The following is a 22,498-nucleotide window of genomic DNA, read 5'->3' as shown; positions in this document are numbered from 1 at the left end:
TTTTTTTGCTCCGGGCCCGGCCCTTCCGATACCTGCGATACGCCGTGCTCAGCAGGGTTCCTGCTGGGCCCTGGCCAGGACCAGCACTTCCACTGCGGCGGCCCCGGCCCGGTTCAGGGTGCGCGCGCACTCCCGCAGGGTCGCGCCCGTGGTGTACACGTCGTCCACCAGGAGCACGGTCTTGCCCCTGACCTGTCCGGGGTCGGCGGTGAAGGCATCCTTGATGTTGGCCTGGCGCTCCCTGTGTCCCAGGCGGGTCTGGGGCACCGTGTTCCTGGTCCGCACGAGGCCGTTTTGGAGCATGGGCCTGCCCAGTTTCCGCGACAGGAGACGGGACATCTCGGTGGCCTGGTTGAACCCTCGCCACATGAGCCGTCTGCTGTGCAGGGGAACCGGAACGATGACGTCCGGCACGGCGTTCCCGGTCCCGTTGAAGGCCCGCTCGGCCATGTCCGCCAGCAGCCGGGCATGGCCGAAGCCTCCGCCGAACTTGTAGCCGAGGATCAGGGTGCGCAGGGGGTCGGCGTATTTGCCGTGGAAATGGAGCCGGGCCCAGGGCGGGGGCGTGCGGCGGCATTCGGGGCACAGCGAGGGCGGGTCGTCCTTACGGCCGGACATGTGGCCGCAGCCCGGGCAGTACCCACCGGTCCGCGGGGCCATGGCCCGGGCGCAGTCGGCGCAGAGCGTATTGCCGTCGGTCTTCGCAGGGGCGTGCGTCACCGCGCCGCAGGCGGGGCAGCGCCGGGCCGTCAGGCCTATCCTGCGGGCGAGATCAAGAATCCGGGGGATCATGGGCTCAGGCCGATGCCCATGCCGTCTTGCCGAGTTCCACGATCCGTTCTTCCAGTTCGGAACGGTCGGCCAGATCGGTTCGGTCGTCAATGCCCCGCAGCAGGAGCGGTTCGGCCAGGGTCATGTTGAAGTTGTGCAGGAAATACTTGAGGGTCAGGGCGGCGCCTTCGAAGAGCCTGGCCCCCTCGGGCCGCCCGGCCGCCAGCACCGCATGGGCCGTGCGCCGGGGCAGGTCCGCCACCCACGGTTCGCCGGTCTGTCGGGCCGTCCAGAATTGCTGGCTGCGGTCGATCCAGGTCTTGAACAGGGAGGGCAGGTGGTAGAAGTAGATGGGCGAGGCGAACAGGACGGTCCGGGCCGAGAACAGTTTCGCGAACAGCTCGAAGGCCTCGTCCTTTGCGCCGAGCACGCACCGCTCGCGCCCCCGGCGGTCGACGGCTTCGCAGCAGTACCCGCAGGCCAGGCAGGGCAGGACCTTGTGGTTGCGGAGGTAGATGATCTCGGCATGGCCGCCCGCAACATTCACCCCCTCGGCCATCAGCCGGGCCGCGTGGTCCGTGTTGCCGTCTCTTCTGTGGCTGCAGGCGAAAATCACTGCTTCGTCCACGTTCACTCCTTGTCGAACAACGGTTTTCTGCGGGTCATGACCGCTCGTGCGTGGTCGTCCATCTCTTCAATGTCGAATTCCCAGTCCGGAAAGATGTGTTCCTCATGGCGCACCTGAGCCGCGCCCTTGGTGGACACCAGGGCCGTGACGCGGTCCGTCTTGGCGAAACGGAGGTACCAACCTACCTCCAGCCCGACGCCTCAGCACTTGTCGCGGATGTCGATGGTCACGTCTTCGGCCATCAGAATCCTCCGAAAAAGGGGTTGTGGTTCTTCTCGTCGCCCACCGTGGTTTCCGGCCCGTGGCCGGACAGGATCACGGTCTCGTCGGGCAGGGTGAAGATGTGTTCCTTGACGGACCGCTTGAGCACGTCCATGTCTCCGCCCGGGAAGTCCGTTCGACCGATGGAGCGGTAGAAGATCAAGTCGCCCACAAAGGCCGCCTTGGCCTCGGGGAAGTAGAACGTCAGGCTGCCTTCGGAGTGCCCCGGCGTGTGCAGGATGCGGCATTCCAGGCCGGCGAACGCCCGTGCGCCCGGTTCCAGGTTGTCCCACTCGAAGGGGTCGATGAGCGGCAGCCCCATGTCCCCGCCCTTGCCGAGCCATGTGTCCAGGAGATAGGCGTCGCGTTTGTTGCCGAGCACCGGCGCGCCCGTGGCGTCGGACAGGGCCTTGTTGCCCGCCGTGTGGTCGAAGTGGAGGTGGGTGTTCAGGATGTGCGTCAGGGTCAGGCCGCTTTTCTCGAGGAAGGCCAGGACCGGTGCCGGATCGCCGCCCGGATCGATGGCCACGGCTTCGGTCTCCCCGGCCAGCAGGTAGCAGTTGGTCTGGAGCGGTCCCAGTTGGTAGTCTTTGATGGTCATCAGAATGTCTCCAGCATGAGTTCGGCAAGCTCCTTGCGGCTGGAGCCGCCCTTCTGGGCCGGACGGCCCAGGGCAATGACCGCCTGGAGTTCGTATTGGTTTTCGGAAAGGGAGAGCGCGCCCAGGGATGCGGCCTGGTCGTTGACGATCTGGCCGATCCAGACCGAGCCTATGCCCAGGGCATGGGCGGCCAGCAGCATGTTCTGGATGCATGCCCCGGCACCCTGGTGGTCCTTCATCTCGCTGTACATGGCCTCTTTTTCGAGCAGGACCGCGATGCAGGCCTGGGAGCCGCGGACGATGTGCGCGTACTTGGTGCATTCGGCGAGCTTCTCGTGCCGTTCATCGTCGCGGGTGATCACCAGGAACCGCCACGGCTGGTTGTTCAGGCCGCTGGGCGCCCACCGTCCCGCATCGAGGATGGCGGTCAGCTCGTCCCGGGTGACGGGCTCGTCCGTGTACTTGCGAATGGACCTGCGGGTATAGATGGCCTGGAAAACCGGGTTGTCATCGTATTGCATTGAATAATCCTCCTGAATGCGTGTATGTTTGTATATCACGAGCCCGGAGCGGGCAAGCCCGTGTGACCGTGAGCGCCCCTGCGGCGTATATAGGGGTGCAGAGAGAGTCGGAGGGGCTTCGAGGCCCTTGGAGTGTAATGAAAGAGGAACGCGAAGCGGATATCGTACGCAAGGTGCTTCTGGGCGATGTCCAGGCGTTCGGCCTGTTGGTGCGCGAGTACCAACGGCCCGTGTACAATCTCATGATTCGCATGGTGGGCGACGAAGACAAGGCAGCCGACCTCGCCCAGGATGCGTTCACGAGGGCGTACGATAAGCTCGAATCCTTCAAGCCGGGGAGGCGGTTTTTCCCCTGGCTGTATTCGGTTTCCTTGAACATCGCCCGCGACTGGCTTCGTGCCGACGGCCGGGACAGGCTCGTCTTCGTGGAAGACGCGTCGGTGATGGCCAGGCAGGAGGACACGCCGGACGAACAGGACACGCTTCATGCCCGGTTGGACGGGGCCAAGGCGTTTGACATCGTCCTGACGCTGGACCCGAAATACCGGGAAGCGCTGATACTCCGGTACCGGTACGATTTCACCATGCAGGAAATCGCCCGGACGCTGGAGACATCGGTGAGCGGCGCGAAAATGCGCATCAGCCGGGGGCTGGACATGGTCCGGCAGAAATTCGACGGGGGAGTCATATGACCGACGAACAGAAAAAGATCTACACGGAAGACGTGATCATCCAGTCCATCCGGACCTCGCCCGGCACAGACGTGCCCGAAGGGTTCGCCGAGCGGGTCATGCAGGGGCTCGAGCCCCGCCGCCCGTCGGTCTGGAAGCGGCTCAGGCTGTGGCTGATCCGGCCGCAGGTCATGACCTTCAGGCCCATGACCGTCATACCGGCGGTGACCTTGGCCATGGCCCTCATCGCCCTGGCCGTGATCAATAACGACACCCCTGCGCCGGACCGGACGGCCGCCATGACCTCGGTCCGGTTCGTCCTGCACGACGCCGGGCAGCAGGCCAGAAACGTGTCCGTCATCGGCTCGTTCAACAAATGGCGGGCGGAGCGGTCCGTCATGTGGTATGATCCGGAGGCGCGCGCCTGGGTGCTCGAAGCCAAGCTGCCGCCGGGCGACCACGAATATCTCTTCCTGGTGAACGGCCGGGAGCTGGTGCCCGATCCCCAGGCTCCCATGACCCGCGACGACGGTTTCGGCAACAGGAACTCCATCTTGTTCGTGAACGGTGACGATGAACAGGCCCTGTAGTTTTACTCTCTGCGCCCTTGCGGCCCTTTTCTGTCTCCTTGCGGCGGCAACCGCTTATGCGGATCACGCCTCGTTTTCGGAAACGGCGGAGCAGGCCCGCACGTGCGGCGTCTTTCCCGGTGTCATAGACCGGGTCTCGGTCAGTGTGGAAGCGGGTGATCTCAGCGAGGAGGACGGCAGCGCTCTGCTCGGGTCCCTGCTGGAAGCCTGTACCGGCAGGCTGCCGCTGGTGCCTTTCGAGGACAAGCTGGACGAGGGGCTGGCCAAACGGGTGGCCCCGTCACTCATAGTGCGGGTGCTGGAGCGCAAGCTGGAAGCCTACCGCTTCGCGCGCAGGCTGCTCTCGGGCCGGTCCGCAGAGGTGGCCCCGGAATTGCTCGTCGTCATGGGTGAAGGCGTGTCCCAGGGCACTCCCCAGGCCGACCTCGAGGCATACGTCACCGAATTTTCCACCCGGCCGCAGGCCTCCTTCCTCACCGGGGCGCACATGGTCTGCCTGCTCGGGCAGTCGGCCTTCGACTACCAGCTGACCCGCTCGATGCTCAGGGAGGCCTTTGAAAACGGCGGTCCGGCCGACGAGTGGCGCTACTTCATCCGCATCGTCCTGGTGGCCCGCAAGCGCGGCCTGGATGATGCCGACATCGCCGAAGCCGCGCGGCAGGTTTTGGGACGGAAGGGGGCGCTGCGCGACGTTTCCTCCCGGCTCGGCTTCACCTCACGCAGCCTGAAAGGGCAACCGGATTCCGAATAATAATTTCTGCCTGAATTGTGACCATGTACGGTGGCCGGGTGTATATATTGTATATGAGGACAACGGTTCTTTCATGACATGTCGTAGGGGAGTCCTTTTGTGAAGAAAATTGCTTTTGCCGGTCTTTTGCTGGCCGTGTTGGCCCTGGCCGGTTGCGCCAAGGTCGTCGGACCGTACTATCTCGAAAGCGAGAAGTACGAGGAAGGAATCGAAGTATTGGGCGATCAGCTCAGGGAGAACCCCGGGGATGCCTCCTCGGCCTACTACGTAGGGAGATACTACCTGGCCCTGAACAAGCCCGAGGACGGCCTGCCCTATCTGGAAAAGGCCGTGGCCCTGGACCCTGAAAACGCGGATTACGTGTTCTGGACCGGGGTGGCCCACTGGGCGATGCTGGATTTCGAGCGGGAGCGGGCGGCCTACAAGAAGGCGTTGAGCCTGGACCCGGAACATATTTCGGCCAACCTCTATCTGGGACACGGGTACCTGGATCAGGGAGAATGGACCCGGGCGCTCGAGCAGTACGACACGGTCATCAGGCTGGATAAATACAATCCCGAGGCGCTCTACAACAGGAGCGTCGCTTTAAGCGGACTGAAAAGAACACAAGAGGAGATTGCGGGCTGGAAGAAGTTTCTGGAGTTTTACCCCGCCGGGACCCTCGGCATGGAGGCTGCGGCGCGACTCAATCTGCACGGAGACTTCACCTATCGCAATTTCATAATCGGAAAACGGAACATCACGCTGAAGAGCATGACGTTCAAACCGGGATCGAGCGATCCGGATGCCCAAAGCAAGGAAACCCTGCACGTGATCAGCGCCCTGCTTGAAACCAACAAGGACCTGACACTGAACGTTGTTTCCTACGTGGACGGCGATGCCGCCCGGGCCAAGGCCTACGCGAAGAGCATTCGCGACTACGTTTTGGCCGGACATCCGGGGATCGGTGCCCAAAGGCTGCCTCTGAGTTGGTTCGGGACCGCCGAGACGGTCGAGGCCGGGGACAGGACGTTCTCCCTCGACAAGTCGGTGAACTTCATTACCGGAGTCCGGTAATCACTCAAGGAGAGGATCATGAAAATCACATTGAACAAGATTATATTCGGGCTGATGATAGCGGCTCTCGTGGCCGTTCTCGCCGCACCTGCGGCCTTTGCCCAGGAAGACCCCGCACCGGGGGACGCGGTGGGCGACACCGGCGACACCGGTGATGCAGGGGATACCGGCGACACGGGCGACACCGGCGAGACCGAAGACGCCCCCGAGTTCAGCAATCCGGCACAGGCCGCCAAGGCCGAAGCCATAGCCGAAGCAGCGGCAGCCGCCGCTGCCGGAGCGGTGCAGGAAGCCGAGGCGGCCGTGACCGAGGCCCAGGAGGCCGTGACCGAGGCTCAGGAGGCCCTGGACGCAGCCACCACTGAAGAGGAAACGGCGGCGGCGCAGACTGCTCTGGACAGCGCCTTGTCCGATCTTCAGGATGCCGAGGATGCCGCTGCCGCCGCTGCGGCTAACGCCGCGTCCGTGGACGTGTCCGATGTCGCGGCCATGCGTGAGGAAGGCATGGGTTGGGGCGAGATCGCCAAGGAACTGGGCGTGCACCCGAGCACCGTGGGCCTGGGGCACAAAAATCAGAATCGTGAACGGGCCAAGGTCGCCAGCATGGGCGTGGGCATGGAAAAGGCCGCCGTCGCTTCGGCGGCAGGCAAGGCCACGGGCCGGAACCTCAAGTCCGGCGTCTCCTCCACGCCGGGCGCGCAAGCCGGCAACGGCAAGGGGATCGGTCTGAACAAGGCGTCCAAGAGCGCCAAGTCCGGCTCCAAGGAGTCCAAGTCGAGCAACTCCAATGCGGGCGGCAAGAGCGGCAATGCCAAGGGCAAGGGTAGCAGCAATGCCGGCGGCAACGGCAAGGGCAACGGCAACGGAAAGAGCTGACCGCAACCGGCTCATTGATATCCCGGACGGGACCCGTAAAACGGGTCCCGTCTTTTTTTTCGTTGACAAACGAGCGGTTACGCTTGAAATAATTATACGAATATGGCTAGTAGGCCAGTATCTTGAATCATTCAGAGGTGTTTTTATGAGCGGCGAGTCCCTGTCGGAAACGTATTTACAGATAAGTCCGAATATATTGGAGAGTTTCCCCAAGTTCCGGCCCCCCGTGGATTTGTACGTGTTCGATATGGACACCGCCCAGACCAAGAAATACCACAAGGCCGAGGAACGGTTGTCCAAGGACCGGCAGGCGGAAGTGGCCGGTTTCGCTGCGGAGAGCCTGTTGTTTCTTCTGCGCGAGGACTACCGCATCTACGCCAGCCACCTCAGCAAGAAGCTCGGCCTCATCCTGACCGAGGACGACTTCACTCCCCAGGAAGTGGCGCAGATATTCTTCATCGCCTTCCGCGACCGGGTGGAGGACTTTTTCGGCAATCCCACCGAGGGGCCGTTCAAGGCCATGGCCAAGGACGTGTCCATCCTGGCCGAGTACGTGTGGGCCGATCCGGGCAGGGTGGAGTACCTGACCGCCACCATCCACAAGGAATACAGCCTGACCACCCACTCGGTGAACACCATGTTCGTGGGATTGGCCCTGTTCACTCTGGTCACTGCCGGGAAGTTCAGGCAGGCGGACCTGGTCGACGTGGCTCTGGGGTTGCTGCTGCACGATGTCGGCATGATCCAGGTGCCCCGGTTCGTCCTGGACCGGGCCGGATACCTGGTGCAGCGGGACCGGACCTCCATCGAGAATCACGTGGAGGCGGGCGAGTCCATGATGATGCGGCTGCGCATCCAGTCCCAGATCATCCTCGACTGCATGCGCCAGCACCATGAGCGGTTGGACGGTTCCGGCTATCCCAACCGACGGTTCAAGAAGGATATTTCACTCATCGGGAAGGTCTGCGCGGTGGCCGACTCCTTCTGCGCCATGGTCTGCGAGCGTCCCTTCCGCGAACCCAAGGACATCCCCAAGGCCGTGGTCACCCTGGCCAAGGACACGGCGAAATACGAGCCAGTGCTGACCAAGCTGCTGGCCGTGCTGATGATCCAGGGCGGCAAGCTGCGCACCGAGATGACCGTGGTGGAATAGGGCCTACAGACGAATGTAACCCCGGGCTGCGGACGCCTCCGGGTCTTCCATCCGCGCCATGGCGGTGAGCATGGGCTTGAAGCCGAGCCTGGCGTAAAAGCCTTCTTTCCCGGGCACAGACCACAGGACCACATTGGGCGTGCCCAGCTTCTCCATCATTGCCTCCATTATCCGGGTGCCGAGGCCCCGGCCCTGGTACTCGGGCAGCGTGCACAGGTCGTAGATGACCGACTGCACCTCGCCGTCCGACAGGGCGCGGGCCAATCCGACCAGGACGTCGCCGTCCCAGGCGAAGCAGACCAAATCACTGTTGCGGCAGGTGCGCTCGAATTTGTCAGGCTCGCGCGTGCCGAGCGGGGCGCGCTCGAAGATCGATGCGGCCTCGGCCCAGTCCACACCCTCGCTGTCGAAGGCCAGCCGTATGCCTTGGCTCATGACTTTCTCCACCACGTCTTCATGCGCACGATCTCCCGGTTGTCCGAGGTCCGGATCAGGGAATGCAGGAAGGTGTCCATACCGTTTTCCGGTTCCGCAGGCGAGCAGGCCGCCGCGTAGGAATCTCCGGCAAAGGACTCGGTGCGGAACTGGATGTCCAGCCCCAGGCAGCGGTGGCTGTCGGTCCAGGTCTGCGGCACCGCCTCCAGGCAGAACTCCACGTATTTCACGTTGTTCACGTGCCCGTTGATGTCAATGTCGGCCCGGCGGGCGGTGATTTGCACGGAGTGCTCGCCCTCCTTGAGCCGGGTCACGGACTTGGAGGGGAACTCCAGGGCGCGGTCGCGCTCCGGGATGAACCGGCGGTCGAGCACGGTGTCCGGCTTGTCCGGGCGGTGGGTCTCGGCGTTCAGGGTCACCCAGGAGGTGGTGGCGCGGCCCACGATCCCGTCGGCGTCATGGACCAGGAAGTCGCGCAGGGCGACCAGCCGCTCGTTGCCCGAGGGCCAGGTCAGGATGCGCGCCTGTTCGCCGTAGCCGGGCAGCCGGTCCATCATCAGATGCAGCCGGGCCAGTATCCAGAAGTGGCCGCTTTGCTGCAGGTCGTCGAAGCCGAAGCCGAGGGAATCGGCGTGGCGCGAGGCGATGTCCTGCAACTGGTTGCATACCGAGGCGATGGAGACGCGCCCGTCGGTGCGCGGTTCGTAGGAGCGGATATTGTAGGCGTGTTCGAATGTCAGATCAGGATTAGTTGTCATAGCAACTAGTCTGTATGGGAGATCCGGGGCCGTGTAAAGGGGAAAGGGGGGGCATGGGGGATCAGGCCATGAAATTGCGCACTCCGGTGAACACGATCTGGGCGGCCATGGCCGACAGGACCAGGCCGGTGACCTTGGTCAGCACGGACAAGCCCATGGAGCCGATGACCTTTTTCACGGCCGACGCCGAGAAGAGCATGATTCCCACGGTCAGGCAGGCCGCGACCAGCGAGCCCGCGCCGATCATGCGCTGGGAAGTGGTGCCCAGCTCCGCGCCCAGGATGAGCAGGGTACCGATGGTCGCCGGACCTACGGTGATGGGGATGGCCAGCGGCACCACGGCCACGTCCGCGTCATCGTCGGGCTCGGGCCGCTGCCGCTTGCCCGACACCAGCGACACGGCGGACAGGAACAGCAGGCTGCCTGCGCCCACCCGGAACCCGTCCAGGGTGATTCCCAGCGTGGCGAAGATCGGGTTGCCCGCGAAATAGAGCACCAGGGAGATGACCAGCACGGCCAGGGTCGTGCGGACCGCCAGCCTGTGCTGCGCCGCCACCTCCTCGCCTTCGGTCAGGGACAGGAACACGGACAGCACGAAGAACGGCGTCAGCAGGAAGAACAGTTTTATGTACAGAGAGACGAAGAGTGAGGTCATGCGATCCCCGCGCGAAGCGCGCGACAAAAAGTTTAGGAAGGGGAGTCCAGAGGGGAAACCCTTCTCAAAGGGTTTCCCCTCTGGTCGCCGAAGGCAAATTATTTCACCAATTTCGCGGCCAGGGCCGCGCCCTGTTCGCCGCCGCCCGCCATTCTTGAGAGCTCGTTTTTGATATCGTCGGCTTCCAGCCGTTCGCATTTGGTGTAGGTCGCGTCGTCGATCACTTCCTTGAGGATGAGGAAGTGGCGGTCGGCCTTGCCCGCCAATTGCGGCCAGTGGGTGATGAGCAGCATCTGCTGGCGGTCGGCCAGGGTGCGCAGCTTGTCGCCCACGGAGTTGAGCGTCAGGCCGCCGATGCCCGCGTCCACCTCGTCGAAGATGAGCGAGGGCAGGGTGTCGTGATCGGCCTGGTTGTTGCCGCGCATGGAGACCAGGGCGAGCAGGAAGCGGGACAGCTCGCCGCCTGACGCGATCTTGTGCAGGGGCTGGGCGGGCTGGCCCGGGTTGGGCACCCACATGAGGCGGCCGCGCATGTCGTCGCAGCCGGGGTAGAGCTCGCGGGCGTCGAATTCGAAGTGCACCTTGACGTGCTCGGAAAAGCCGAGGTCCAGCAGCTCGTCAACGATGCGGATGGACAGTTCCCTGGCCGCCTTCTTGCGGGCCGCGTTGAGCTTGGCCAGGACCGCTTTCAATTCGGTCGCCGCGGCGTCCTCCTCGCGGTTCAGGGCCTTGACGTCCAGGGCGCAGGCGTCCAGAAACGACAGGCTCTCGTCGATCTCGGCCTTCATCTCGACGATCTCGTCCAGGCCGCGCCGGAGTTTGCGCTTGAGCTTGGCCAGCTCGAACAACCGCTCCTCGATGTCGTCGAGGGACATGGTGTCGTCGTCGCCGAGACCCTCCGGTCCGCGCCGCAGCCGGGAGTCCATGTCGTGCAGCCGCATGCGCAGTTCCTCGATGGCCTCGCGGTCCTCTTCGAAGCCGGGGAAGAGCCGGGCGATGATTTCCATCTCGCGGGTGAGCAGGGTCATGGCGTCCAGCAGGCCGACCTCGCCGTGCAGGATGTTCAGGGCGTTTTGCAGGCATTCGCCCGCCCGTTCCCGGTCCTTGAGCACCTTCTTGCGTTCTTCCAACTCGTTTTCCTCGCCGGGCTGCGGGTCCAGGGCCTCGATTTCCTTTTTCTGGAATTCCAGGAAGTCGCGTTGCTTCTCGATGTCCTCGAACCGCTCCAGGAGCCGCTGCTTGCGGTCCAGCACGTCGGTGAGCACGGCGAGCTGTTCGTTGCGGGCGATGACCAGGGACCGGTCGGGCAGGAAGGAGTCCAGGATTTCCGCCTGGAAGGCCGGGGAGAGCAGCCGCTGCTGGCCGTGCTGGGAGGTGTGGATCACCAGCTTGCTGCCCATGTCCCGGATGGTGGGCTGGGACGAGAGCACGTCGTTGACGTACACCCGGCTGCGCCCGGTCTCGGCGGACAGTTCGCGGCGGATGACGGTCTCGCCCTCGGGCAGCACGAACAGCGCCTCAACGGTGGCCTTGTCCGTTCCGGGTCGGACCAGGTTCCGGTCCATGCGTTCGCCCATGAGAAAGTCGACGGCGCGCATGATGAACGACTTGCCCGCGCCGGTCTCGCCGGTCAGGGCGTTCAGGCCAGGAGCAAACTCCAACTCCACGTCTTCGATCAGCGCAAGATTTCGGATGCGCAACAATTCCAGCATGTAATATACCAGCCTGGTAACAAGGGTTGGCCCGGCGCACGGTCAACTCAACCAATCGCGTCCGGTCCGGCAAATCGAATTGCCATGGCCGGTTATACACCACTGCGCTCCTGCGGAAAAGGGGGAACATGGAAGGCGCTGTCGGCGCGGTGCCAGGCCCTGGCCGGATTATAATGTACAGTCCGGTAGAAGCATTCAAATATTATACACCAATTTTGCCGCATCCCCAGACCCTATGGGAGCCTGGAGCATCCCCTGCGACGTTGCCGAAAGGCAGGTGATCCGTTCGTGAACCCGGCCTGTGCCCGCGCAGCAAAGGAGCGCTGAGTGATTGAACTTGAAAGGATACAGACGCAACTCAAGGTCGTCGCCCGGGTCGTTTCCTGTGAATTGGACCGGGTCAAGGACGCCCTGGTCTATCTTGCGCACCATTCCCTGGAGTTGTTTCGCGTCATCCCGCGTGATCCCGAAGCGGTCCGCGCCTGGCTGGCGTCCGAAGGATTCGGCGTGGGGGAGGACGGATTTTTCCTCAGCCTGCCCGATCTCGCTGCGCACAGGAGCGGGACCCTGCACGCGGACGCGTTGAGCTATTCCTGGCCGGGGGACATCCGCGACGACCAGGACGCGGCTTACCGGCTGTTTTGCCACAAGGACATGGGACCCATGCTCATGGCCCTGTGCGAGCGGCTTCCGGGCACGGTCTGGGTCTACTATCAGGACGTCACCAACACGGCTCTGCAATATCCCTACATCGACCAGATCACGGCCATCACCCCGGATTTTCAGTGGCGGGATTACCATACCTACGCCTCGGTCGAGCCGGAGGTGAATCCGGAACGATCCATCCGCTGGTCCCCGCCGCACATCGATTATGCGGGCCAGGGACTGATAGTGGCCGCCTCCATTCCCGTCTACGTCCGGGACGAGTTCATAGGCCTGTGGTCCATCGATTTGAAGGTCGACAGCCTGGTCCGTCCGTCCATCCTGACCCCGACGAGAAAATCGCAACTGACCTGCGTGGTCCAGGCCGACGGCACGGTCATATCCTGCAGCCACGGCGTCCTGTCCGAGGACATGGAAAAGGGCGAGATATGTTTGACCCCGTTCAGGAACATCCACGAGGCGTTCAACGGGCTCGACCTGCATGCCCTGCACACGCAGGGAACCGGGCACCAGACGGTCGAGGCCGGGGAAGACGAGTACCAGATTTACTGGGTGACCCTGCAATGCATGGACTGGATATGCATCACGGTATTGAGCCGGGACAACCTCCTTGACGCGGCCAGGGGACAGTTCCGCGAGGCGTTCGAAAGCCTGGGCAAGGGCCGGCTCGGTTCCTCCATAGGCATCGAGAAGCTGCCCCTGGAGATGCTGGAGATGGGAGAGGCCTACAACGAAATGGTGGGCAAGCTGGAACGGGCCCGCGAGCATCTGCTGCGGCAGAAAGCCGAACTTGCCCGGGAAAAGGCCAATGCCGAGGCCGCCAACGAGGCCAAGACGGTTTTCCTGGCCAACATGAGTCATGAGCTGAGGACGCCCCTGAACGGCATCGTGGGTATGCACCAGTTGCTTTTGGGCACGTCCCTGGACCGGGAGCAGGGGGAATACGTGGACATGGCCGTGCAGTCCGCAAAGCGGCTGACGTCGCTGCTCGGTGACATCCTCGACCTGACCCGGGTCGAAACCGGCATGATCAGGCTGACGGAAGCCGCCTTCAGCCTGAGGGAAACGCTGCAGTTCACCAGGCAGCTGTTTGCCCCGTCCTGCCAGCAGAAGGGCATCGGTCTTGAGGTGAATGTTCATGACGCCATCCCCGACAACCTGACCGGCGATGCGGTGCGGCTCCAGCAGATCGTCAACAACCTGGTGGGCAACGCGGTCAAGTTCACGGATCAGGGAAGCGTCCGGCTCGAGGCATACCCGTTGTCCGGCGCAGGCCCGGACGAGTCCCGGATTCTGTTCTCCGTGTCCGATACCGGCATCGGCATGGAGGAGGACGACATCGAGCGGCTTTTCGAGCCGTTCATACAGGCGGACCACGGGTACGGGCGTTCCCATCAGGGCGCGGGGCTGGGGCTGGCCATCGTGCGGCAACTGGTGGGCCTGATGGGCGGCAGCGTGTCTGCCGCGAGCACGCCCGGGGGCGGCACGACCTTTCATTTCTGCCTGCCGTTCGGGGTTCGGGAGGGCGTCGAGGCGGACCGGGTCCGGGTGCCGACCGTCTGCCCCGTCGACAGGCATAGCCCGATCCTGCTGGTGGAGGATGACGCGGTCAACCGGTTGTCCGTGAAGCGGCTCCTGAGCCGGGCGGGCTATCGCATCGATGCGGTCGAAAACGGGGCCGAGGCGCTCCGGGCCGTGACCGACAAAAGTTACGCCATGGTGCTGATGGACATCCAGATGCCGGTCATGGACGGCGTGGAAGCCACCCGGGCCATCCGTTCGGGTCGGGCGGGCGGGCACAACGCGCGCATCCCCATAGTGGCCCTGACCGCCTATGCCCTGTCCGGGGACAGGGACAATTTTTTCGAGGCCGGGGTAGACGACTACGTGGTCAAGCCGGTGGCCGTGGACCGGTTGATGGAGGTCGTCGGCAAGTGGCTGCGGGTCTGACCGGAGGCTGGCGGTCCCTCAATGGCAGAGCGTCGATCGGTGGGTTTCAACGGTTTTCGGCGGCAGGTCCTTCAGGAAGTCGAGATACTTTTCGTCTTTGAACACCAGGGTCGCCCTGCGGAGGAGCCGGATATGTTCTTCCGGGCGGAACTCGCCGGTGGGGCCGTGGGGCCACTCCTTTTCCGGGTCCAGATACGGGGCGGCGAAATCCAGGGCCTCGCGTATGGACGACCCCACCGTGTCCCGCCAGTTCCACAGGTCGATGTGGAGCCCTTCCCCCACAGCCGCCAGCACGGCGAACGCTTCCAGGTTGAAGAAGGTGTAGTGGCGCGACCGGGTGCGCTTGAGTTCGCGCGGCATGGAGCCGCCCGGCAGGATTTGGCGCACGATGCGGCGGCGCTCCGCCGTGCCGACCACGGCGCGGGCCAGCTGGACGTCGCCGGAGAAGACGGCGAACACGGCGACCTGGGCATCGAACCAGGTGCCGTGGTTGTTTTCCGCCCGGGCCTCCTCGCGTCCCTTGTCGCTGTGCATGAGCCAGTCCGTATAGGCCGCGAACCACTCCGAAAGCTTGCGGGCGTCCACCCTGGTCCAGGCACGGGAAGGCTCCAGGAGCCGGGCAGCGTCCGCAACACGGATCAGGTCGCGGGTCTCGATGATGCCGGTGGGTGACCCGTCCGCCGTGCCGGGGCGTACCTGGGCGTGCTCCATGTGCGGGTTCATGCGCGTGGTCCGGTCGATGAACCAGGCGCGGAGCATGGCGGCGGCCTTGATGGCGTAGAGTTCGTTGCTGCCGAGGTAGTGGGCCAGGGCCAGGGTCTCCACGTCTGCGGCCATGCGGGCCATGCGTTTACGGTCATAGGCGTCGGAATCGGCCTCGGGATTGCGCTCGCCGTCGCGTCGCAGGTAGGGCAGGCCGTCCCGTTGTTCCGGGTCGGGCCACCAGTAGGGCGACAGGGAGACATAGTCGAGTCCGTCCCTGCCCCGTTCGATTGTGGGCTTGTCGGCAACCGACCGGACAGGCGACTTCAGGGCGCGGTCCGCTTCCCGGAGCAATTGCTCGTAGGCGGGCTTTACAGCCGGGTCGCGGCGTAGGATTTTCTGCCTGGTTTCGTACAGGACCTGCGGCGAAAGCACGATGGTGCCCGGCAGGACGGGGCCCGCCAGGGCCGGAGCGGCCAGGACGGCCAGGAAAACGAGGACGAGGAGCGGTGTTGTGACGCGACTCGCCGTTTTGCCTCCGGGCCGGGCCGGACGGCAGTCGATCACTGCTTGAGCCTCGGGTCGAGCAGGTCGCGCAGGGACTCGCCGAGCAGGTTGTAGCCGAGAACGGTGAGCAGGATGGCCACGCCCGGGAAGACCGACAGCCACCAGGCGATGCCCAGCACTTCCTTGCCTTCCATCAGGATGTTGCCCCAGGAGGCGTCGGGCGGCTGGACGCCCAGGCCGAGGAAGGAGAGCGAGGACTCGGTCAGGATGGCCCCGGCGATGCCCAGGGTCGCGGACACGAGCACCGGGGCGATGGCGTTGGGCATGATGTGGCGGAAGATGATGCGCATGGGCCCGGCCCCTGCGGCGCGAGCGGCCAGCACGTAGTCGCGCTCGCGGATGGAGAGGGTCTCGGCGCGCACCAGCCGGGCCACGCCCATCCAGCCGGTCAGGCCGATGACGACCATGATGTTGGTCAGGCTCGGCTCCAGGAAGGCGATGACCGCCAGGATCAGGAAGAACGACGGAAAGCAGAGCATGACGTCCACGCCGCGCATGATGATTTCGTCCACCACGCGCCCGAAGTAGCCCGCCACCAGGCCGAGGACCAGGCCGATGGAGGTGGCGATGCCCACGGCCACGAAGCCCACCCACAGCGACACGCGGCCGCCGTAGAGAATGCGCGAGAACACGTCGCGGCCCAGCGCGTCGGTGCCCATGAGGTGGGTTGCGCCCGGGGGCAGGAGCAGGGCGTCCACATTGATGGCGTTGGGGTCGAACGGGGCGATGAAGGGAGCGAGCACCGCGCCGAGCGACATGACGCCCACGATGAGCGCGCCCAGCCCGAACAGGCTGTATCGCGCCCAGGGGGAAATCCGTTTCAGGGTCCGTTTTTTCATCGGTCCCTCCCCTGGCCCACGCGGATGCGCGGATCGGCCAGCCCGTAGCCCACGTCGGCCAGCAGGTTGCCGATGAGCGTCAGGACCGCGCCCAGCACCAGGCTGCCCATGATCAGCGGGTAGTCGCGGGCCATGACCGCCTGGTAGAAGAGCTGGCCCAGGCCGGGCAGGGCGAAGATGGATTCGATGATCACGGACCCGCCGATGAGGGCCGGGACGGACAGGCCGAGGATGGTTATGACCGGCATGAGCGCGTTGCGCAGGGCGTGCTTGAACAGCACCACGCGGCTGGAGAGCCCCTTGGCGCGGGCGGTCATGATGTAGTCCTGGCGCAGCACCTCGAGCATGGAGGAACGCATGAACCGGGACATGCCCGCCCAGGAACCCGAGGTGTAGATGAACACCGGCAGGATCAGGTGCCTGATCACGTCCCACGCCTTTTCCAGCGGCGACATGGCGTCGAAACCCATGGAGGTCAGGCCGGAGATGGGCAGGATGGGCCAGGCGATGCCCAGCCAGAGCATGAGCAGCAGCGCCAGCCAGAAACCGGGCATGGCGAATCCGATGAACACGATGACCGTGGAAATCTTGTCAAAGGCCCCGCCCCGCCACCAGGCTGCGGCCACGCCGATGGGCACGGCGATCAAAAGCGTCAGGAGCATGGAGGCCACGTTCATGCCGAAGGTCAGCGGCAGCCGCTCCCTGATTTTGTCCCACACGGGCCGGTGGTCGCCGGACATGGACTGGCCGAAGTCCAGCTTGACCAATCTTTGCAGCCAGTTGACGTATTGGATGTGGATGGGCTGGTCCAGCCCGTAGAGCTCTTCGAGCTGGGCGCGCGCCTCCAGTCCGGCCTCGGGGTTGAGCGTGGTCTGCAAGTCCGTGGGCGAGCCGGGAGCCAGATGGATGACCCAGAAGCTGATGACCGTGATGCCGAGAAACACCACGCCCACCCATAACAGCTTGATCAGGATTCGTTTCAGTACTTGGGCCATCGTTTTTCCAGGTTAGGGTAACCGCCCATATTGTTTACGCCAAGTCGCCGGTCGAATCAATGTGCATCTCCGGCATGCTCCCCCTGATTTCTGGTTGACAACCGACCCCGCCTTGGATAAATACCCCTCCACCCAACTACGTGGGGCTGTAGCTCAGTTGGGAGAGCGCTTGAATGGCATTCAAGAGGTCGTGGGTTCGATTCCCTCCAGCTCCACCACAAGAAAAATAAGGATTTCAAGTCAATACTTGGAATCCTTTTTTCGTGTCTGCGGGGCGCTTTCGAGAATATGTCCGCTATGTGTTCCTTTTTTCCGAAACACTGACTTTTTGATCTTCATAATGAGCGGCCAGATTGTCCTGTATGACGTTTTCTCTTGCCGCTTCAAGGTGGGAATACCGATCCGCCATGCGGAGCGTCTTGTGGCCGATCATCTCCTTGGCATGCTTGAGTGTGCCGTCTGCCATGATGATGTTTGAGCAGTAGGTGTGCCTGTTGTCGTGGAAGTGGAAATCCTCGATGCCGAGAGACTTGCACACACTCTTTCAGGCTGAATTGAACTCGCTCATCCTGCTGCCGTCCAGATGGCCGACAACTTCGGCCCTGTATTCCAGCAAATCCTCTTTGGTGATCGTTCCCGCAACATTCTTGTCCCATCTCTTGAGCAGTAATTTTTGCGTATCCATAGTCCTCTCCGAGCAGTTTCATTCACCCAGACACGCAGGGTGTGCATAGTAACTAGCGAGGAGAGACCAACGAGTCTCGGACAGTCCTGATTTCTTTTGGGCTGTACCAGATAACCAGAGGTGTTATCTGGTACAGCCCCTAGAAAAATATTGTTTTTAATATGCTCCTGTCATATATATTTAATTATGATCAGGTGTGTGCTTATCCAATTTGGCACAAATCGGGAAAGATAGGGCAGAACTCAGGTGTCGTGAGTTTACATTGAGTTGTGGTCTAGTTTCTTGGCCCAACTTTTATTTGTTTGTTTATCCTGATCTTTTTATTCTCAACGAGGGGCCAAGTCCGTGTTGGAAATTATAGCAATTGGAATTCCGGCGGATTAAATGTCAGGACATAAAATTGATTGTAGAGAAAGACTTCAAATTTTAGTTGCCTATAGGAGCGACAGTGCAATTAATTGAGAGCATATTTATTAAATTACAAGCTTACTTTAGCATAGACCGGTTTGGAGAGCTTTTGAGTGGGCTATTCGTTAAGCTGGTGATTTTTATTTTAGTTTTAATGGTGTTTTATACTATTTGGTGGTTGCTAAGCCGTTTGATAGAATCAACTTTGAACAGGCGTTTTGATAAAACCAGCGCATCATTCGCTAGTATATCGATTAAAATATGTTTATTTGGAATAGGCTTTGTTGTTGCACTTAGCGCTGCCGGGGTTGAGACAGCAGCACTATTAGGCTCTCTGGGGGTAGTTGGTCTTACTCTTGGATTTGCGCTGAAAGACGTGATTTCAAATATAATTTCTGGCGTTCTTTTGCATATGGATAGGCCATTTACTGTTGATGATTTAGTTGAAGTCGATGGAAAATATGGGAGGGTGGATTTAATCACATTGCGTACTACACGGATCGTAACAAACGATGGAAAGATGGTCGCAGTACCTAATGCCGAGGTAATGAATAAGACAGTTGTATCATATACAAATTTTCCTCATCTTCGGCTGGATATCTCTGTATGTGTTGGAGTTTCAGAAGACTTAGACAATGCTAGAATGTTGTTGTTGTCACAAATTGAAAATGATCCAGACTATATGACAACGCCTTCACCTGCTGTTGTTGTGACACAACTCAATGACTACAATGTTGAGTTGGAGTTACAAGCATGGATCAGCAACGAACGAAAGCATATTAAAAAGGCTTATGAGTTGCGGGAGAGAATATTTAAATCATTTATTTCTTCTGGAATAGAAATGCCTTGCGAAACAATACAACTTGCTCAACACACTGTCAATGTTAAGATGTCTAACGAATAATTTCAAATAGAATTAATATATTGTAATTTCGTGCCGATTGGCAATGGTCTACGTCTCTGTTAAATCCATTTTCTTTTTTTAAAGTACATTAACATTGTTATTGTTACTGCCAGCATGACAAACAACAGGATAAAGTACCCATATTTGTAATGTAATTCTGGTATAAACTCGAAATTCATTCCATATATACCGGCAAGAAAGGTAAGAGGGATGAAAATAGTTGCAAATATTGTCAGAAATTGCATGATTTCATTCAACCTGTTTCCCATAACCATATTGTATGTGGTGATGTGAGAGGCAAGCATCTCTTTATATATTTCAGCAGAGTCTACAGATAGTTCAGAAATATCGGATAAATCCATTAAGTAAGGCAATATGTCGGCGGTAATAATGTCCGATTCAAGTTTATTGATTCTGGATATGATCTCCCGAGCGGGGCGTACAGACTTGCGAACGTAAGCAATTTCTTGTCGATACAAATTTATCTCTTCCAAAAGTTTTGGGTCCGGGTTGGCCAAAACTTCATCTTCCATCTCTTCTATTCTTTCTCCCATCGTTTCTATTACTTTTAGATAGTTTTCCAGGATGGAATCGATGAGCGTATATAATAAATAGTCTGGTCCGAATTTCCGAAGCCTTCCATTTTGTCTTTTAATCCTATCACGAACGGGTTCAAAGACGTCCCCAGGTTGCTCTTGAAATGTGATCAAGTAGTTCCTTGCCAAAACGGCACTCACTTGTTCTGATTTGACTTTGCCTTGGGCTTCGTCAAGAGAGAGCATTTTCATGGTAATAAAAATGTGGTCGGAGTGTTCTTCGATCTTAGGCCGTTGTCCTGTATTCATTATGTCTTCGAGAACCATTGACGGCAGGCAGAAATTGTCACCTACTCTTTTCATCAATTCCGCATCATGAAGGCCGTCGATATTGATCCAGCTGGTTGTTTCGGTTTCTTTTGTCCAGGCAGCATCATCGATGCTTTGAATGAATTCATCACGCATCATTGAAATGTCATAGTCAATAATTCGAAGGCGAGGTTTGTCTGTTTTTTGTTGCCCGACAAAGACAAGAGACCCAGGAGGCAAACCTTTTTTCCGATCAAATTTTTTAAGAAACCGAGCCATAATTCCCCCTCCTAATTTGTTTCAGCCGAGCATGATTTTTTCGTCTGTGCGAGCAGATATCCGATTACAATGCCTATACTCAATGTCGCGAATAGTAAAAGGGCGCGTGGAGTTGAAATGGTCCAAAATATGAAAGAAATCTCCACTTGCTGTATGTTTTGAAAAAGGAACAGCAGGAACAAAACGAGTAGGGTTATCATGCTAAATACTTTGGCTTTTCCCAATAGGCTTAGAGTCGGTGTTTTCATTGGAACTCCAAATTTAGAATAGCTGTTAAGCTCGAATGTTATTTGTCAAAAAATAATCATATTTTCATTTAAGCGCAATAAGGAGAGACGTTATACGAAGCAAGTCTGCAAGAATCGCTTTGGCGGTTCTTGTTCTCGATGTGAGCGTTTGTGAGTGGACTTCAGTATGTAATGTGAAATATTTCAAAATCAAGCCGAAAACTCTGCTTGTTTGCTTTTTAAAATGCGGGAGAGAGCGTTAGTTTTTCTGTAATTGTTTTATTGATCGTGTCATACTGCGTCTATTTTCTGAATTGATGGAAATACATCAGTCGTTTCCCATTTTTTTTATAGTTTGTCCGAGACATTGAGTGTCAATACAATCCGGAGTGTTGGTTGTTACCGAACTATTTCGAAGTACAGAAGCATGATAAGTGCAACTAGCAAGCTACTCCACAGAAGAGCTACGCGGACCGTCGTTGTCCTAGCCTGTTCTTTGTCTCTCCAAGATAGAGGTTGAATTCCCTGAACAAGAAAAGTGACAATGCCGGCAAGATTCAGACAGATGATGTTTGCAATAAAGAGGAGTCCTGCTCCTATCGCATATCCGGTCATTCCGGATCCTAAGAACAAACCACTTGCAGTGAGAGGTGGTAGCAATGAGAGGGCAACCATGACTCCGACTATTGAAGTCGGGACGCCCATAGTGAATGACACAATACCTGCTGCACCGGATACGATTGCGAGGATGATATCTGAATATGCCATTGTATTTCTTAGCAGAAGTTCGTTAGTCATGTTCGGCAACCCAAAAATACTGCCAGCAGCAAAGGAAAGGGCAAAGCAAAGGCTGATCCCACAGAACAATGTTTTTATTGCTTCACGTGCCAGTTTGTAATCGCCCAGAGTGCTTGCGAGAGCCAGGCCAACATTGGGTCCTAGTAGCGGTGCAAGGACCATGGCTCCAATGATGATTGCCACGCTGTCCCGTCTGAGCCCAATTATCGCGACTATTGAAGAAAGGGATATCAGCACCATATAGTTCTTAGAAATAATTGTAGTGTCGAGGACATCGGAATATAGTTCTTCGCGACTTATTCTGTTCTTTTTTATTTCATCATCGTTGTCGGTGGGATCGTTCATTTCCTTTTCGTCTTCCTCCTTTGCGAGAGGGTCCAAACGAGGTAGGGTCGCTTCGGCCGGGTAGACTACTATCCGGTATTTTTCAGACCACGCGAAAAGATGTTCCATTTTGTCCATAACATTCTCAGATTCTTGAACATCAAGGATGATTTTGAAAGCGAGTGCTTCTTCATCTTCAAGAGGAGAGGCCCAAAAGACGTACCCTTCTTTAGGGCGATGAGCTTCAAGGGATTGTATGACTTGGTCCTTATCTGAGCGAGGTGTCACTATTTCGATGACCCGCAATGGCATGGCTAGTCCCCTATGCTGGTTGTTAATTCTTTATAATTAGACAGATATGGTCATTATCATATCTACTGAGGATAGTATATGCAGTCAGCATTGATATGGGTTGGTATCATCTTTTGCTTATCTCAATCGGCAGTTTTTTCTGGTCTTAATTTGGCTTATTTTAGCCTGAGCAGGCTTCGTCTTGAAGTCGAGGCGCACTCTGGGAACAAGATGGCTGCGACCGTTTTGGCTTTACGACAGGACCCAAACCGTCTTTTGTGCACAATTTTGTGGGGCAACGTGAGCATCAATGTCCTGCTAACACTGCTTTCCGAGTCAGTTATGGCTGGTGTCGGGTCATTTGTTTTTTCAACAGTCGTTATTACCCTTGTAGGTGAGATCGTACCGCAAGCTTATTTTTCTAGAAAGGCACTCGTCGTGGGGTCTTTCCTTGCCCCGCTGGACAGAAAGGGGTCAGGTCTTTTATTTTAGCGCGAGAACGGCGAGAACGGGGTCAGGTCAGGTTCGATTCCCTCCAGTTCCACCAAGAAGGGAAAGAGGTTATCCATTTGTTTGGATAAC

The 22,498-nt window shown here is 59.1% G+C and carries 26 protein-coding genes and 1 tRNA gene; 10 read left to right on the top strand and 17 right to left on the bottom strand.

All coding sequences use genetic code 11. The features are described from left to right. Window positions 1–48: 48 nt before the first annotated feature. From OO730_RS05610 to OO730_RS05590, 5 genes are all read right to left on the bottom strand, one after another. Window positions 49–792: a ComF family protein gene (locus OO730_RS05610; protein ID WP_264983603.1), complete on the bottom strand. Its 744-nt coding sequence runs from the start codon at window positions 790–792 to the stop codon at window positions 49–51. Window positions 793–796: 4 nt separating this feature from the next. Further along, complete coding sequence (locus OO730_RS05605; protein WP_264983602.1) at window positions 797–1,399, bottom strand: flavodoxin family protein; 603 nt, start codon at window positions 1,397–1,399, stop codon at window positions 797–799. A 2-nt stretch (window positions 1,400–1,401) separates the two neighbouring features. Beyond that, entirely contained in the window at window positions 1,402–1,536 is a 135-nt protein-coding gene (locus OO730_RS05600) for a hypothetical protein (protein WP_264983601.1), read from the bottom strand. 104 nt (window positions 1,537–1,640) lie between these two features. Beyond that, window positions 1,641–2,261 (bottom strand): MBL fold metallo-hydrolase, encoded by a 621-nt coding sequence (locus OO730_RS05595; RefSeq protein WP_264983600.1) that lies wholly within the window; start codon window positions 2,259–2,261, stop codon window positions 1,641–1,643. Continuing rightward, window positions 2,261–2,782, bottom strand: coding sequence for a nitroreductase family protein (locus OO730_RS05590; RefSeq protein ID WP_264983599.1), 522 nt, complete (start codon window positions 2,780–2,782; stop codon window positions 2,261–2,263). The genes OO730_RS05595 and OO730_RS05590 overlap by 1 nt, the downstream gene beginning before the upstream one ends. Before the next feature lie 137 nt (window positions 2,783–2,919). On the opposite strand from OO730_RS05590, the gene OO730_RS05585 reads away from it, so the two are divergent. The 6 genes from OO730_RS05585 (at window position 2,920) to OO730_RS05560 (ending at window position 7,879) form a co-directional block, all read left to right on the top strand. Next, on the top strand, window positions 2,920–3,474 hold the full coding sequence (locus tag OO730_RS05585; protein WP_264983598.1) for an RNA polymerase sigma factor: 555 nt from the start codon (window positions 2,920–2,922) through the stop codon (window positions 3,472–3,474). Further along, window positions 3,471–4,043 carry a glycogen-binding domain-containing protein gene (locus OO730_RS05580; RefSeq protein ID WP_264983596.1) on the top strand — a complete coding sequence of 191 codons (573 nt, stop codon included), beginning with the start codon at window positions 3,471–3,473 and terminating at the stop codon, window positions 4,041–4,043. The genes OO730_RS05585 and OO730_RS05580 overlap by 4 nt, the downstream gene beginning before the upstream one ends. Before the next feature lie 145 nt (window positions 4,044–4,188). Next, window positions 4,189–4,794: a hypothetical protein gene (locus tag OO730_RS05575; protein ID WP_264983595.1), complete on the top strand. Its 606-nt coding sequence runs from the start codon at window positions 4,189–4,191 to the stop codon at window positions 4,792–4,794. 99 nt (window positions 4,795–4,893) lie between these two features. Continuing rightward, window positions 4,894–5,850 carry a tetratricopeptide repeat protein gene (locus OO730_RS05570; protein WP_264983594.1) on the top strand — a complete coding sequence of 319 codons (957 nt, stop codon included), beginning with the start codon at window positions 4,894–4,896 and terminating at the stop codon, window positions 5,848–5,850. Window positions 5,851–5,868: 18 nt separating this feature from the next. Next, window positions 5,869–6,726, top strand: coding sequence for a helix-turn-helix domain-containing protein (locus OO730_RS05565; RefSeq protein WP_264983593.1), 858 nt, complete (start codon window positions 5,869–5,871; stop codon window positions 6,724–6,726). Between the two features lie 247 nt (window positions 6,727–6,973). Further along, window positions 6,974–7,879 carry an HD-GYP domain-containing protein gene (locus OO730_RS05560; RefSeq protein WP_264984128.1) on the top strand — a complete coding sequence of 302 codons (906 nt, stop codon included), beginning with the start codon at window positions 6,974–6,976 and terminating at the stop codon, window positions 7,877–7,879. Window positions 7,880–7,882: 3 nt separating this feature from the next. Here OO730_RS05560 and OO730_RS05555 read toward each other — a convergent pair whose 3' ends face one another. The 4 genes from OO730_RS05555 to OO730_RS05540 all read right to left on the bottom strand — a co-directional run bounded on the left by OO730_RS05555 (window position 7,883) and on the right by OO730_RS05540 (window position 11,439). Then, window positions 7,883–8,314, bottom strand: coding sequence for a GNAT family N-acetyltransferase (locus OO730_RS05555; protein WP_264983592.1), 432 nt, complete (start codon window positions 8,312–8,314; stop codon window positions 7,883–7,885). Next, complete coding sequence (locus OO730_RS05550; protein ID WP_264983591.1) at window positions 8,311–9,072, bottom strand: acyl-[acyl-carrier-protein] thioesterase; 762 nt, start codon at window positions 9,070–9,072, stop codon at window positions 8,311–8,313. The genes OO730_RS05555 and OO730_RS05550 overlap by 4 nt, the downstream gene beginning before the upstream one ends. Before the next feature lie 61 nt (window positions 9,073–9,133). Beyond that, window positions 9,134–9,727 carry a MarC family protein gene (locus tag OO730_RS05545; protein ID WP_264983590.1) on the bottom strand — a complete coding sequence of 198 codons (594 nt, stop codon included), beginning with the start codon at window positions 9,725–9,727 and terminating at the stop codon, window positions 9,134–9,136. A gap of 98 nt (window positions 9,728–9,825) precedes the next feature. Then, window positions 9,826–11,439 carry a DNA repair protein RecN gene (locus OO730_RS05540; protein ID WP_264983589.1) on the bottom strand — a complete coding sequence of 538 codons (1,614 nt, stop codon included), beginning with the start codon at window positions 11,437–11,439 and terminating at the stop codon, window positions 9,826–9,828. A gap of 327 nt (window positions 11,440–11,766) precedes the next feature. Here OO730_RS05540 and OO730_RS05535 point away from each other — a divergent pair, with 327 nt between their 5' ends. Continuing rightward, on the top strand, window positions 11,767–14,052 hold the full coding sequence (locus OO730_RS05535) for an ATP-binding protein (protein ID WP_264983588.1): 2,286 nt from the start codon (window positions 11,767–11,769) through the stop codon (window positions 14,050–14,052). Window positions 14,053–14,070: 18 nt separating this feature from the next. Here the strand turns inward: OO730_RS05535 and OO730_RS05530 are convergent, their stop codons facing one another. Genes OO730_RS05530 through OO730_RS05520 form a run of 3 tightly spaced genes read right to left on the bottom strand, consistent with a single transcriptional unit; the run spans window position 14,071 to window position 17,155 of the window. Next, window positions 14,071–15,321 carry an alginate lyase family protein gene (locus tag OO730_RS05530; RefSeq protein WP_264983587.1) on the bottom strand — a complete coding sequence of 417 codons (1,251 nt, stop codon included), beginning with the start codon at window positions 15,319–15,321 and terminating at the stop codon, window positions 14,071–14,073. After that, window positions 15,318–16,160: an ABC transporter permease gene (locus OO730_RS05525; RefSeq protein WP_264983586.1), complete on the bottom strand. Its 843-nt coding sequence runs from the start codon at window positions 16,158–16,160 to the stop codon at window positions 15,318–15,320. Before OO730_RS05525 ends, OO730_RS05530 begins: the two co-directional genes overlap by 4 nt. Next, window positions 16,157–17,155 carry an ABC transporter permease gene (locus OO730_RS05520; protein ID WP_264983585.1) on the bottom strand — a complete coding sequence of 333 codons (999 nt, stop codon included), beginning with the start codon at window positions 17,153–17,155 and terminating at the stop codon, window positions 16,157–16,159. Before OO730_RS05520 ends, OO730_RS05525 begins: the two co-directional genes overlap by 4 nt. 142 nt (window positions 17,156–17,297) lie before the next feature. On the opposite strand from OO730_RS05520, the gene OO730_RS05515 reads away from it, so the two are divergent. Next, a tRNA-Ala gene (locus OO730_RS05515) sits at window positions 17,298–17,373 on the top strand. A gap of 77 nt (window positions 17,374–17,450) precedes the next feature. Here the strand turns inward: OO730_RS05515 and OO730_RS05510 are convergent. Beyond that, the gene (locus OO730_RS05510) at window positions 17,451–17,693 is read right to left on the bottom strand and encodes a tyrosine-type recombinase/integrase (protein ID WP_264983584.1); all 243 of its coding nucleotides are present in this window, start codon (window positions 17,691–17,693) and stop codon (window positions 17,451–17,453) included. Between the two features lie 6 nt (window positions 17,694–17,699). Then, window positions 17,700–17,840 carry a hypothetical protein gene (locus OO730_RS05505; protein ID WP_264983583.1) on the bottom strand — a complete coding sequence of 47 codons (141 nt, stop codon included), beginning with the start codon at window positions 17,838–17,840 and terminating at the stop codon, window positions 17,700–17,702. 448 nt (window positions 17,841–18,288) lie between these two features. Between OO730_RS05505 and OO730_RS05500 the strand changes: the two genes are divergently transcribed. After that, window positions 18,289–19,152 (top strand): mechanosensitive ion channel family protein, encoded by an 864-nt coding sequence (locus OO730_RS05500; RefSeq protein WP_264983582.1) that lies wholly within the window; start codon window positions 18,289–18,291, stop codon window positions 19,150–19,152. Window positions 19,153–19,211: 59 nt separating this feature from the next. Here the strand turns inward: OO730_RS05500 and corA are convergent, their stop codons facing one another. The 3 genes from corA to OO730_RS05490 all read right to left on the bottom strand — a co-directional run bounded on the left by corA (window position 19,212) and on the right by OO730_RS05490 (window position 21,937). Then, entirely contained in the window at window positions 19,212–20,276 is a 1,065-nt protein-coding gene (gene corA / locus OO730_RS05495) for a magnesium/cobalt transporter CorA (protein ID WP_264983581.1), read from the bottom strand. Window positions 20,277–20,287: 11 nt separating this feature from the next. Beyond that, window positions 20,288–20,476, bottom strand: coding sequence for a LapA family protein (locus OO730_RS16290; RefSeq protein WP_407681918.1), 189 nt, complete (start codon window positions 20,474–20,476; stop codon window positions 20,288–20,290). A 426-nt stretch (window positions 20,477–20,902) separates the two neighbouring features. After that, window positions 20,903–21,937: a TIGR00341 family protein gene (locus OO730_RS05490; protein WP_264983580.1), complete on the bottom strand. Its 1,035-nt coding sequence runs from the start codon at window positions 21,935–21,937 to the stop codon at window positions 20,903–20,905. 78 nt (window positions 21,938–22,015) lie between these two features. Between OO730_RS05490 and OO730_RS05485 the strand changes: the two genes are divergently transcribed. After that, window positions 22,016–22,408: a DUF21 domain-containing protein gene (locus OO730_RS05485; RefSeq protein ID WP_264983579.1), complete on the top strand. Its 393-nt coding sequence runs from the start codon at window positions 22,016–22,018 to the stop codon at window positions 22,406–22,408. Window positions 22,409–22,498: the final 90 nt, after the last annotated feature.

Origin of the sequence: Pseudodesulfovibrio portus, from assembly GCF_026000375.1 — a bacterium.
GTDB lineage: Bacteria > Desulfobacterota > Desulfovibrionia > Desulfovibrionales > Desulfovibrionaceae > Pseudodesulfovibrio > Pseudodesulfovibrio portus.
The sequence above is the reverse complement of the archived record's forward strand: the minus strand, read 5'-3'. Positions and strand labels throughout refer to the sequence as shown.